This is a genomic window from Methanomethylovorans sp. (assembly GCF_050177135.1).
Taxonomy (GTDB): Archaea; Halobacteriota; Methanosarcinia; order Methanosarcinales; family Methanosarcinaceae; genus Methanomethylovorans.
The window spans coordinates 1-13,028 of the sequence record NZ_JBFXHJ010000018.1; the positions used below are offsets into that span (position 1 = coordinate 1).

Consider the following 13,028-nt stretch of genomic DNA (forward strand, 5'->3'; position numbering starts at 1 on the left):
GAATAAGATCATCCCCAACAGGCCAAAAACCACCAGACTACTATAAATCTATGCTACTGTTATAGCAACAGCTATCAGGGTCATCATACCGGGAGCATGCGAAATCAGTTCTTGCCTGATACCCACAAGGAAAGGGCGGCCACCGTAGAAGAATATAACTGTGGAAAGCAGGAACAGTATATAAATATCACCTCTAAAGGAGGGCACTGTTATCCCAAAAACTGCAAACAGGAACTCCTGGATAACTGGAGACAGTAAGAGCACAGGGATGGTGATAATGACAGAAACAAAGAACCTTTTCCTGAAATCCTTGACCATCATTGCATGGTGGTCAGTGTGTCCTGTGCGCATGTCCTTTGAACCATACTTATTCTGCTGGTTTTGATCTCCATGTTCCATATGTTCATGTTCTTCCATATGTGATGGGTGTTCTTCCATTAACATTTGTCCAGCATTATGGCGCATACGCTCATGCATTTGCATCTTATCATCTTCCATGTGCTCCGCCCCCCTTTATCCTATTCCTCTTTTTAGTAATCCTATATCATATGCCAATTTTTTTCTGTTGCTCTCTATATGTTCCATCATGGAATATACGGCTTTTTTAGCATCTGTTTCCACATCTATTGATCCTCAGGTGACGTTCTTGCAGTCCTGGGTCAATAGTTTGACAAGCCTTAGGGCGTCAGTGTCTCCACTATCCTGCTATGTTGTCCGTACTGGCTTCGGAAATCCGCTTTCGCGAAATCGCATTGGTAATGGTAAGTGGAAGCTCCCATGACATTGCGTAATAACATAGTGCGCATGGCCATTCCATCTTCTTTTATTCTTTCGTATACTTTCCTTACTGATGTATGACAGGATATCCTATCTGATTCCATTGTTCTTCTCCCTGGAATCCTAACTTGTCAAGCTTATGCTCCAGCCCTTAATAGTCTGAGACTGGGATTTGAAAAAACTATCGATATGGCAGATGAAGGTAAGTAATTGTTTACTGGATCCTCTCTCCGCAATATTTGCAAAAACATGCATCTTCATCATGGTCGTCCTGGCCACACTTTGAGCATATGAGCTTTTTACGCCTCTTTTTTCTCTCTTCCATGGAAACCAGGGACATTTCACTGGTCACTATCCCGGTAGGTACAGCTATGATGCTGTAACCCAGTATCATGACAAAGGCAGCGAGCGCCCTGCCCAGTGATGTTTGAGGTACAATATCCCCGAATCCCACTGTGGTAATGGTCACTATGGCCCAGTATATGCTACTGGGAATGCTGGTAAAGCCATTCTTTTCGCCTTCTATGAGGTACATGAGCGATCCCATTACAATTACCATTGTCAACACCGTGAACATGAATATGATTATCTTTCGGCTGCTTGCACGCAATGCTCTCAGTAGCAGTTCTGTTTCACTGATATACTGCACCAGTTTCAGTACCCTGAATATTCTTAACACACGCAGCACTCTGACGACAAGCAGGAACTGGCTTCCAGGCATGATGAGGCTTATATATGTGGGAATTATGGCAATCAAGTCCACTATTCCGAAGAGGCTGGTCGCATAGGTTCTTTTACTCCTGACACACGTAAGACGTAACAGGTACTCAATGGTAAAAAGAATGGTAAAGGACCACTCCAGTCCGTGCAGTACAGTGCCGTATGTATCCCTCAGGGAACTGATACTATCCAGCATCACCACAATGACACTCAGGACTATACTGACAATAAGCAGAACATCAAAATTTTTTCCAGCTTTTGTATCAGCTTCAAAGATCACATTATATAACCATTTTTTCCATTCAGGGCCTTCTGGCCTGTTCTCTTTTTCCCTTAATAAAGTGACCATTGTTCCACCTTTCAGAAATACTCGAACAAGCTTTTTTGTCCAATATTTTGCTGCAGGTTACCCACTCTCACACCTATCCGCCGAAAGTCCATGCTGCCTTCACGAAGGAATTGCAACATTATCTCTCTTGCAGTCTCATGCAGGATACCTTTGTCAGAGACCGCATGGTTGAGAGTGCGGCTTTTAGTTGCCATTCTGAAGTTTGAGAAGATAACAGTTATAGTAACGGATCTGAAACTCACTTTTCTTGAAACGGCTTTTTTGATAACATCATCCACCAGCTCGTCCAGAAGGGCGAATACCATATCATCATCTCTGGTGTTCTCTTTCAGGGAGGCCATTCTGCCTATCTGGTCCGTGGCAGTCCTCTCGGTGACAGGTGATTCATCGATGCCAGATGCAGCTTTTTTGAGCCATGTACCCCGGTTCTTACCAAACTCTGCGATGAGTTCCTGGGTATCATAAGCTGCAAGCTGACCGATGGTTTCAATTCCCTTTTTTTGGAGTTTCTCTTCAGTCACCTTCCCAATGCCCCAGAGTTTTTTTACGGGCATGGGACTTAAGAAATCTCTCACGTCTTCAGGCTTCACTATTGTCATACCATCAGGTTTTCGGAAAGATGATGCCATCTTAGCTATCAGCTTGTTAGGGCCGATGCCCACGGAACATGTCAGTTTTTCATGTTCCAGCACATCATGTTTTATCTGCATACCAATATACTGTGCCTTTTCGAAGTCTTTGTCACAGTTCTGGGATATTTCCAGGAACGCCTCATCAATACTTATTTTCTCAAAGGTTTCTTCACTATCAGCATGAGAACTAAGTATGTCCATGACACGGGCCGAAACCTCTTCGTAGAACCCTTTGCGTACAGGAAGAAAAACAGCATCGGGTTTTAGGGACTTAGCCTGCCTGCAGGGCATGGCTGAACGTATACCGGCTTTTCTGGCAATATAATTGGATGTGCTTACCGCTCCTCCTTCTTCACCTCGGTTAGAATACATGCACACCACAACAGCCTTATCTTTGAGGGAAGGATCTTCACGTTCTTCTATGGCAGCGTAGAAGTAGTCCATGTCCACATGTATTATCACACGTTCCATTACAAGGAAAAAGGACGGAGTAGTTTTTATTGTTAACCCGTCCGTTAAAGGATCGTATCCCTGCAGTCCACGTAGAAAGTACTGAAATCCGGGAGTTTTCCTGCAATCGGCTTTGCATATATGTACTCTGTTTCGAGGTGGGGCCTGAATACTTTTAGCAGTTCGAACAGTGGATCTACCGGGTCTATATATGTGCCAAAGAAATCACATTTTGTTTCGTACATAAGGGAACTGCAGTGTTCAAATATCTCTACCATAGCATCTGGATGCCCAGGCTTGAATGCATGGTTTACGATGTTACGGAACTTGAAATATTCTCCTTCTTTAGGAACAAGGGGTATGCGTGTAAAATGCCGCAGCATGTTCTGCATGTTTGCCATAAGTTTCCATAGGAGTGGTTCCCGTGTATATGCCATCTCCACAAGTACTGCCGTATCCCAGAAACCTCCACAAGCCACTATGGTGCCATTATATTTAGCAACAATAAAATTCTCAAGTCCGTATCCAAGTATCCTGTTTGTGTAATCCCTGAAACTTTCAGGTGTGAAAGGTATGAAATGTGTTCTTCCTGCATAGTATTGGTTGATAAGCCCAACAGCTTCAGGCAGGTCTGATCCGTCAATATGGTCAATTGAATACTTTTTCTCGGCTTTCTCTTTCTTGGTGGTCGAGATCTCACAAATTGTGATCTCTTTCTCTCTTATATAGCCTAGCTTCTCTGTAAGTTTTCTGTAGGGTTCGTTTGGTCCGTAGATGTGACAGTAGATATATGAAGATTTGATATCTTCTGCATGCTTTTCCATCTCTCTGATCAACTGGATAGCTATACCTTTTCTACGAAAGGCCGGATCTACCATGACTTCAGTCAGATATACATAAGGCCCCAGAGGTCCATGTTTAACAGTCCAGCCCACATAACCTGCTATTTGTTCATGTTCTTCTGCCACCATTATCTTCCAGTTATCATAAAGCTCATATCGTGCGGTAATATCTGGCGATAGATTTGTCACCATGGCTACCTTGTCATTGCCATGAGGGCTCAATTTTTCAATATCAAGCAAAGCATCATTGTCACTAGGTATGAAGGGTCTAATTCTTACCATATGTTTTCCCCCAAAAGCTTATTTTTTAATTCATTGACAAAAATAGATTCTGAACTCAACGTTTTTTTTTATAAAGAATTAAGTTCCTCCCTACATAAAAATTGACTTCAGCAAATATAATAGTTTTGGAACTATATGATATACTTTAACAAAAGAAATTATAGTTATATTCACAAAGAAAAATTTATTTATTTAAAAATAAATTTAGTGCCAAATCGACAATTGTCATAAAATAACTATATTTTTACACATAATTATATATAGTATTAGAAGGAAAAAGGCATCTATATGTCGGGAGGTATTTTGTTCAGAAGATATTTATACTAATGCATAGTTAATAAACTCTTAAATGGATTAACATTGGTCATTGATCTTCAAAACAAAAATTTGAGGTATGCTAATGGAAAACATAAAAACCAGTATAGTCAATTACCTAAAAGACAATTCTTTTATGGACAAGAACACCGAGTTGGGAGATGCTGATTCTCTCACTCAGAATGGAATTATAGATTCGATCGGTTTACTTGAACTATTGGATTACATAAGTGAAAAATATTCTGTAGAAATCCCTGAAGACATGTTGATCCCGGAAAATCTGGATTCATTGCATGGACTAACTAATATGATAACCAGTCTTGCAAAGTGAGATAATGAAAATAGATGCATATCTTACAGCACATGCCAGAAAAACACCTTCTCGCATTGCCTTGGAAGAGGGAAATAATTCTATCTCATATGAGAAGCTTGAAGCTAGCGTTAGTGATATTGCTTCATCAATGAGGGAATTCAGGCATTGTAGGTTTGCAATATTAGAAGAGATGGGGATCCAGTACATAAAAATGCTCATGGCAGTGTATAGGTCGGATAATATTGCTATCCCTATGCCGATCGAAATGCCTAAGATCAGTTTAGAAAAGATCCTCGATAACTCTCATGTCAGGAATATAATTACTACAGAGGTACAATATTCTAAATTCGGGGACAGCTTTTTCGAGCGTTTTGGGACCGTTCTAATCGTTTCGGACGACAAGCCGGTCAGATCCATACGCCGGGAAATATCGATAGAATCAAACCACCCGGAACTTAAACTTGTATTGTATACTTCTGGTACGACCGGTACTCCTAAAGGTGTCATGTTAAGTGATAAGAATCTTACAACAAATGCAGCATCTATTATAGAGATACTTGGTCTCACTCCTGATGATAAAGCAGCAATGGTAATATCCCCTCACCATGCTTTCGGAAATTCGATAATCAACTCCCATTTGATGGCAGGCGGATGCATTGCAATGGGAAACATGAAATTCATAGGTTCGGTCTTCAGTTCGATAGAATCTGGCGTGACCGTATTTTATGGAGTGCCCAGTACGTATCGTATACTGCTGCGCTATCCAGACCGTTTCAAAAAGGCGTTCTCTAATGTCAAGACCGCTGCGTCAGCAGGCGGTGGAATGACCAAGCAAATTGTGAGAAATATAAAGGAACTAGTGCCTGGAATTGAGATACTGCCGATGTATGGCCAAACCGAAGCTACAGCAAGGCTTGCCTATGTACCAAAAGAAGATGTAGAAGAGTTCATTGAAACGATAGGTAAACCAATTCCGGGTGTTACTTTGGATGTATTTGATTCTAAAGGACAGCCAGTTGGACCAAATGTCACAGCTGAACTGGTTGCCAAAGGTGATAATATACTACTGGGATATCTGGATGATGAAGTTGCCACTAAAAAGAAGATCATAGACGGATGGATGTACACCGGGGATCTTGCACAGAAACTGCCCAATGGGTACTTCAAACTGATGGGACGCAAGGATGACCTCGTCAAAATAGGCGACCATCTGGTGAACCCGAGAGAAATCGAAAAAACCATCGAGAACAATAATAAGGTCTCAGCGGTCTTTGTTGTACCAGTAGCCCATGACCTCATGGGGACAGCGATAAGTCTCATGGTCGTGCCTGAACCAGAGACAGATGTTGATACCTTGTTCAAGTTCTGCCGTAAAAATCTTCCAGCACACTTATACCCAAAGGAGATTCTCTTTATTGACCATCTCCCCTTAACTGAGAATGGTAAGATCTGCAATCGATTGATCATAGAGGAATACCAAAATGTCAAAAATCGTATGTAAAAAATGTATTCTGGATTCTGAGATGCCAGGTATAACTATCAATGAGGACACAGGCCTCTGTCATTTCTGTGAAACATTTAAACCTCTTACTGAATCTGATAAGGAAAAGTACCTTGCAGAGATGGAAGAGATCTTTGACCGGATCAAGGGCAGGGGTGAATATGATGTTATCTATGCACTATCAGGAGGAAAAGATTCATCATACACGCTATATAAGCTCAAAAAGGATTATCCATTCCTGAAAGTCTTGGCTGTCCTTTTCAATAATGGTTTCATATCTGACAACGCGATCGAAAATGCCAAGAAGATGTGCGAGATCACAGGATCAGACTATTATGAACTCACAATGGATAAGCAGCAACTATGCAGCACTTGGAAAAAAGCTGCAGATTCTGTAGATGCGTTCCCTAAATTTGCTAAATACAGAGCAAGTGATATCTGCAACACCTGCATCAGTATCATCAAGCAGAAGCTGATAGAATATGCCATTGCCAGAAATGCCCCGGTCATAATATTTGCTTTCACGGCCGGACAGGCTCCTAATCCTATAATCAAGTTAAACTATAATTTCATCAAGTTGTCGAGAAACCTTTTTGAAAAACAGCTTGAGAAAATTGGTATTGATGACAAAGATGAAAGTTTCATGATGAAAAAGTCAGTAATTGAAAAAATGGACAAAGATAATCCTCCTATGATCATCCATCCTTTATGCATGTGGGATTATAATGAGGATATGGTGCTGGAAACTGTGACCAGGGTAGGATGGAAGCCCCCGAAACTCAATGACAGTAACTCAACCAACTGTAAATTGAATTCTTTAGCCTGTCATAACCACCTGGAAAAATATGGGATACATCCATATGCTTTTGATATAGCAGGGATCGTCAGGAATGGGGATATGTCCAGAGAAGTTGGACTGGAAAAACTTCATCAGGAACTCTCACAGCCATTGATAGATGAAGTTTCCAAGGAATTGAAAGTTAAGGTGACCCCTCTAAAGAGATAATCATATTGGTCAGATGTTTCCATTTTCATAGTCAGCAGTCTCTTAGTATTTAATTGCTCGATACAGAAGGAGAGAAATACCATGCAGATAATGGATGAACTTAACAGGGATATTGACGAAGTTGCTCTGACTCTCAGGCACTTTATCAAGGAAAAGATCGTTGGTTTCAAGAAGAAAGGCGCTGTTATAGGGGTTTCAGGTGGCATTGATTCAGCTGTGATCCTTGCTCTTTGTGTACAGGAGCTTGGAGCTGAGAATGTGTTTGGTATGCTCCTTCCTGAGAAAGAATCAGCTCCTTCAAGCAAGACCCTTGGTGCAGAAATTTGTGAAAGTCTTGGAGTGACCTATGAAGAAGTCCCCATCTCTCCCATACTTGAAGCCCTGGATATCTATAAAAAGAAGGAACAGGTCATAAAGAGAACCTGCCCTGAATATGATCCCAACATTCACGAAACATCTCTGGTGTTGCCTGATTTCCTGAGCACAGGAGCCGTGAACGTCCCATATCTGAAACTTTTCAAAGATGGTGAGGCCGTTGCACAGCACAGATTGAAAGCAAGTGATTATCTGGAAATAATCGGATTACAGGGTGTAAAGCAGCGCTCCAGGATGATCGTTCAGTATATGTATGCGGAAAAAAAGAACTACATAGTTTGTGGAACGACCAATAAGACAGAACTTGCTCTTGGCCAGTTCGTAAAATATGGAGATGGTGGTGTGGATATTGAGCCTCTGGCCGATTGCTACAAGACTCAGGTCTATGCCCTGGCAAAATACCTCAATGTCAATGAGGAGATCATTAAGAGACCGCCAAGTGCTGACACATGGAGCCATTATACATCAGATCAGGATTTCTACTGGCGCATGCCTATTCAGATCATGGACCAATTATTGTATGGCAAGGAACATAAGTTATCTCTCGACGTGATCGAAAAGAACACAGGCTTGCCCAGAGAAACTATACAAAATGCCCTGAAACATATAGAAAGGGTAGAAACAACTACAGAATACATAAGAGCAGCTCCACCTACCTGTTTTATTAACAGATGAAATGTGAGATAAATGCTTGATGGTAAAGTTGTACTGGTCACTGGAGCAAGCCGGGGTATAGGTAAAGCTATAGCTTTGCTTGCTGCAGAGAACCATGCGCATGTTATAGTCAACTATAATAAGAATGGAAAGAGTGCAGCTGAACTTGTGGACCTGATACATGAAAAAGGTCTCTCTGCTTCCATTATCAAGGCCGATGTTTCATCAGAAGATGAAGTAAAATATATGTTCAGCTCTATCAAAGAAAAGCACTCAAAGCTAGATGTGCTGGTGAACAATGCCGGGATCATGCGAAATAGTCTTCTTGCACTTACCAGTACTGAACTTTTTGATCATACCATCGATGTCAATCTAAAGGGAACCTTCCTGTGTACCAGATATGCTACTAACATGATGAGAAAGCAAAGATCAGGAAGGATCGTCAATATATCTTCAATTGTTGGTCTACAGGGTAGTGAAGGACAGACGGCCTATTCTGCAAGTAAGGCAGCTGTCATCGGGTTCACACGATCTGCTGCAAAAGAACTTGGCAGGTATGGGATTACCGTTAATGCTGTTGCCCCAGGTCTTATAGAGACCGATCTGATCAAAGATATGAAACCTGACATAAGGGATAAGATGCTGTCCAGTATTTCCCTTGGAAGGATCGGGACCCCGGAGGATGTAGCAAAAGTTGTATTGTTCTTAAGTTCGGACCTTGCAAGTTATGTAAGCGGGTCTGTTATTGTGGTGGACGGCTGCCAAACTATGTGATTTGACATCAGCCACGATTCATTATATGGAGAGAAATGAAAAAGAAGTTGCTTTTCTCGCTTTGACAGCCAGCAGGGATAAATAGCTATATTTTTAGAGGGCATTATTATGAATACTAAAGTATCTATTGTGCAATGTGATGATTATTTAAAAGCCAAAGATGCTATCAGGGAAGCACTAGACCTGATCGGTGGCCTTGAGAATATCATATCTCCAGGTAGCCGTGTCCTATTAAAACCCAATGTACTTGCTATTAAACGGCCGGAGGCTGCAGTTACCACTCATCCTGCAATTGTTTCGGCAATGTGCCAACTTGTTAAAGAAGCAGGTGGTATTCCTGTCGTAGGGGATGGGTCCGGGGTCACAAGTTCCGATTCAACTGCCACTGCAAAAGCCCTTAAAGCATCTGGTATCGAAGAAGCTGCTTCAAATTGCGGTGCAGAACTGATCAATTTTGAAATCTCTGGTTTTAATGAAGTTGATGTTCCTGAGGCAAAGCAGTTCCCACGTCTGCATATAGCTAAGGCAGTAATGGACGCTGATGTGATCATTTCACTTCCCAAGCTCAAGACACATGAGCTCACTCTTTATACGGGAGCTGTTAAAAACTTTTTTGGTGCCATCCCCCGGAAAGACAGAAAAGCTGCTCATTTTCTGGAAGACCGTGACCTTTTTGGAGAGGCAGTTGTGGATATCTATTCTTTCATCAAACCCCATCTTGCGGTAATGGATGGGGTGATAGGGATGGAAGGGGATGGTCCCTCAGCTGGTACATCCATATCTGCAGGAGTTATCATGGCAAGTTATGACTGTGTGGCATTGGATGTGGTAGCGTCGGAACTTATAGGGTTCGATCCATTGCAGATACCTACTAATAAAGCTGCACTTTCCAGAGGATTTGGTACTGAGCATCCTGAAGTTGTAGGCACGCCTTTGGAGAAAGTAAAGATCAAGTTCAAAAGGCCAACAGGTGGAGCTCTTGCTCTTATGCCTCGTTTTCTTCGAAGGACACTTAGAAAGCAGTTTACAGTAAAGCCTTTCATCAATACTTCGATCTGCACTCTTTGCAAGGCATGTGTTTTGAACTGTTCAGTAGACGCTATCGAAGAAAAGGATGGCTCATTGAAAATCAACGAAGAAAAGTGCATCCAATGTTACTGTTGTCGCGAGCTTTGCCCAAGTCATGCCGTAGAGATTAAAAAATCGCTACTTGTAAGGATCATGACCAGAGGAAAAAAGTAATATTTCTGAACATATCATGCAGAAATAACACGGATAAAGTCCATTGTTTACTTAGCATATATTATGAAGTCAACAAACTTCTGATTTAACTTCTGGTCTAGCTTCTAATTTTTCTTCAGTCTTATCTTCATTTGCAACATCCAGCTTTTTTACAACTTTGGCCGGGAAGCCTAGAGCAAGACTATTTGGAGAAATATTGCGGCTGACTACAGATCCAATCCCTATTATGGAATTTTCTCCAATCTCTACTCCCTGAGTTATTATACATCCCGGGTTTACAGAAACACCATGTCTGATAACAATTGGCTCTATGGTTCGTGGATATGCGTTTCTTGTAGTCAGACTGCCTCTTGAATGAGCGGATAGTATACAGCGATCACCAATTTCAACAAAATCTTCTATTGTGATCATTTCCGGATGAAGTCTATCAAAAATAACATCATAACCGATGTACACATTTTTTCCAATATTGACCCCTCTCATTTTGTGGAATTTTGCTCTCCAGGAAGGTATCGGACAAGTTGATGCAAGCCGTTCTAAAAGCCATTTCCAAAAGTATTTTATTCCAAATACAAGGAAATTCTCATTATAATGCTCAGCCACTTCTCCAAAACAAATCTTGTCCCTATCAGAAACCATTTCCGAAACCATTTTGCGCCCACCTGATGAAAATCGCTCTTATATCCGTATGAAGTTATAATACCGATGGTATCGACATCATTATTTACAACACATTCCCTAAAACAGTATAAATAACAGCTGATCATCACCTTGCATATTGCAAACAAGATATCTAAAGTATATAATTATTACTATATGTTGGTAAATAAAGCTTAAACAGTTATTTTCTATATAACTTTTACAGATGATCTAATCATCAAATTAGAGTTCATCAATATTTTAATTCATTATATTATCAATTCAACTATAAATATATTATTATTTAAAATTACTTTTGGCTTTAGACTATGATTATAGAGGATTTCGGAAAACCCAGATATTTGAAAATCATCATATAAAGTGTATATAAATAAGCGCTAAAAACAACAGGTTTATCGAAATCCTCTATAGTAAACACAGGAGAAAGAAAATAAAAAAAGGTCGAGCGAAATTACTTCCGCTCATAGTTGTTGTGCTTTATCAGGCATTCACGGTCAATTTCGGTCTCTGTGCGGCATTGGACCACTCTGAGCTGTAGAATGCGATGTAATTTCCGCTCTCTGTTCTGGACTTCAGGAAGAACCCCGTGTTCTTGTACTTACCACTTACGTATTCCTGCACAAGCTGAGTGACATCGAAGTCATAGTACTTGTTACCAGGTACTGTCTTGGCCGGGAATGTAAGTGATGCGTATGGTGTACTGCCCTGTGCAGCTCCGTTCTTATCATACCAGCTTCCTCCTGCTGTGCTCCATGCAGTACCAGATGCGCGGTTGTTCCAGCTAACATACTTAGGGTCCCATTCCTCTGCCGGTCTGTATACCTCTACCACTGTATCAGAAGTACGTGTGGAAGCCGCCGGATAATACCAGTACAGTGAAAGAGTTGCTTTGCTGATCGTGTCTGTAGTTTCATATCCACTCAGATCGAACATCATGACATCCCTGCAACTAGCTGAACTCGCTCCTATGTCAATATAGTTGACAGTGGAGAATACACTGGTTGGAGATGAGGTCCTCAGGCCGTTGTCATAGGTAGGATAAGAGACCGAACCTTCTGCAGGTGTTGATGCAGGTGGTGCGGTCGTTGTTGTTCCACCCACGACTACAGTTGCTGTATCTGTAGCTTTCTGCCCAGTTGTATCCGTAACAGTAAGTGTCACTGTATACGTTCCTGCTGTTGTATATGTCTTTGTAGCTGTCTTACCTGTAGCTTCGGCTGTTATGCCATTTGAAGCATCGAAATCCCAGGAGTAAGAAGCTATGCCTTTATCATCGGTAGAGGCACTTGCATCGAAACTGACAGAAGAACCTACGGTTGCAGTCTTATCCGCACCAGCATTAGCGACTGGAGCAGCATCTATCTCATTGGGAACTGTTGAACCGCTCGATGGAGTTGAATCCCCTGTTGACACTGTCAATTTCGGTCTCTGTGCGGCATTGGACCACTCTGAGCTGTAGAATGCAATGTAATTGCCGCTCTCTGTTCTGGACTTCAGGAAGAACCCCGTGTTCTTGTATTTACCACTTACGTATTCCTGCACAAGCTGAGTGACATCTAGGTCATAGTACTTGTTACCAGGTACTGTCTTGGCCGGGAATGTAAGTGATGCGTACGGTGTACTGCCCTGTGCAGCTCCGTTCTTATCGTACCAGCTCCCTCCTGCTGTGCTCCATGTAGTTCCGGATGCGCGGTTGTTCCAGCTAACATACTTAGGGTCCCATTCCTCTGCCGGTCTGTATACCTCTACCACTGTATCAGAAGTACGTGTGGAAGCCGCCGGATAATACCAGTACAGTGAAAGAGTTGCTTTGCTGATCGTGTCTGTAGTTTCATATCCACTCAGATCGAACATCATGACATCCCTGCAACTAGCTGAACTCGCTCCTATGTCAATATAGTTGACAGTGGAGAATACACTGGTTGGAGATGAGGTCCTCAGGCCGTTGTCATAGGTAGGATAAGAGACCGAACCTTCTGCAGGTGTTGATGCAGGTGGTGCGGTCGTTGTTGTTCCACCCACGACTACAGTTGCTGTATCTGTAGCTTTCTGCCCAGTTGTATCCGTAACAGTAAGTGTCACTGTATACGTTCCTGCTGTTGTATATGTCTTTGTAGCTGTCTTACCTGTAGCTTC

At 41.8% G+C, this 13,028-nt stretch carries 13 protein-coding genes; 6 read left to right on the forward strand and 7 right to left on the reverse strand.

Features of this window, described 5'->3' with window-relative positions; all coding sequences use genetic code 11:
- Positions 1-48: 48 nt before the first annotated feature.
- From AB7U21_RS02740 to AB7U21_RS02760, 5 genes are all read right to left on the reverse strand, one after another.
- Positions 49-498: a hypothetical protein gene (locus tag AB7U21_RS02740; protein ID WP_428386873.1), complete on the reverse strand. Its 450-nt coding sequence runs from the start codon at positions 496-498 to the stop codon at positions 49-51.
- A gap of 179 nt (positions 499-677) precedes the next feature.
- The gene (locus AB7U21_RS02745; protein WP_428386895.1) at positions 678-881 is read right to left on the reverse strand and encodes a hypothetical protein; all 204 of its coding nucleotides are present in this window, start codon (positions 879-881) and stop codon (positions 678-680) included.
- A gap of 110 nt (positions 882-991) precedes the next feature.
- Positions 992-1,846, reverse strand: a complete 855-nt coding sequence (locus AB7U21_RS02750; protein ID WP_333787705.1) for an ion transporter — start codon at positions 1,844-1,846, stop codon at positions 992-994.
- An 11-nt stretch (positions 1,847-1,857) separates the two neighbouring features.
- Positions 1,858-2,949 carry a DNA polymerase IV gene (gene dinB, locus AB7U21_RS02755; protein ID WP_333787704.1) on the reverse strand — a complete coding sequence of 364 codons (1,092 nt, stop codon included), beginning with the start codon at positions 2,947-2,949 and terminating at the stop codon, positions 1,858-1,860.
- A 44-nt stretch (positions 2,950-2,993) separates the two neighbouring features.
- Positions 2,994-4,052 (reverse strand): N-acetyltransferase family protein, encoded by a 1,059-nt coding sequence (locus tag AB7U21_RS02760; protein ID WP_428386876.1) that lies wholly within the window; start codon positions 4,050-4,052, stop codon positions 2,994-2,996.
- 400 nt (positions 4,053-4,452) lie between these two features.
- On the opposite strand from AB7U21_RS02760, the gene AB7U21_RS02765 reads away from it, so the two are divergent.
- The 6 genes from AB7U21_RS02765 to AB7U21_RS02790 all read left to right on the forward strand — a co-directional run bounded on the left by AB7U21_RS02765 (position 4,453) and on the right by AB7U21_RS02790 (position 10,232).
- A complete protein-coding gene (locus AB7U21_RS02765; RefSeq protein ID WP_333787702.1) occupies positions 4,453-4,698 on the forward strand; it encodes an acyl carrier protein in 246 nt (81 codons plus the stop codon).
- A gap of 4 nt (positions 4,699-4,702) precedes the next feature.
- A complete protein-coding gene (locus AB7U21_RS02770) occupies positions 4,703-6,181 on the forward strand; it encodes a class I adenylate-forming enzyme family protein (protein WP_428386879.1) in 1,479 nt (492 codons plus the stop codon).
- Complete coding sequence (locus tag AB7U21_RS02775) at positions 6,162-7,187, forward strand: hypothetical protein (protein WP_333787700.1); 1,026 nt, start codon at positions 6,162-6,164, stop codon at positions 7,185-7,187. Before AB7U21_RS02770 ends, AB7U21_RS02775 begins: the two co-directional genes overlap by 20 nt.
- Positions 7,188-7,268: 81 nt before the next feature.
- Positions 7,269-8,237, forward strand: a complete 969-nt coding sequence (gene nadE, locus AB7U21_RS02780) for an NAD(+) synthase (protein ID WP_333787699.1) — start codon at positions 7,269-7,271, stop codon at positions 8,235-8,237.
- 12 nt (positions 8,238-8,249) lie between these two features.
- Positions 8,250-8,990, forward strand: coding sequence for an SDR family NAD(P)-dependent oxidoreductase (locus tag AB7U21_RS02785; RefSeq protein ID WP_333787698.1), 741 nt, complete (start codon positions 8,250-8,252; stop codon positions 8,988-8,990).
- A gap of 108 nt (positions 8,991-9,098) precedes the next feature.
- Complete coding sequence (locus AB7U21_RS02790) at positions 9,099-10,232, forward strand: DUF362 domain-containing protein (RefSeq protein ID WP_333787697.1); 1,134 nt, start codon at positions 9,099-9,101, stop codon at positions 10,230-10,232.
- Between the two features lie 69 nt (positions 10,233-10,301).
- On the opposite strand, the gene AB7U21_RS02795 is transcribed toward AB7U21_RS02790, so the two are convergent.
- Both AB7U21_RS02795 and AB7U21_RS02800 read right to left on the reverse strand, forming a co-directional pair.
- Positions 10,302-10,883 carry an acyltransferase gene (locus tag AB7U21_RS02795; protein ID WP_333787696.1) on the reverse strand — a complete coding sequence of 194 codons (582 nt, stop codon included), beginning with the start codon at positions 10,881-10,883 and terminating at the stop codon, positions 10,302-10,304.
- 489 nt (positions 10,884-11,372) lie between these two features.
- On the reverse strand, positions 11,373-13,028 hold a 1,656-nt coding region (locus tag AB7U21_RS02800; protein ID WP_428386883.1), incomplete at its 5' end, for a disaggregatase related repeat-containing protein.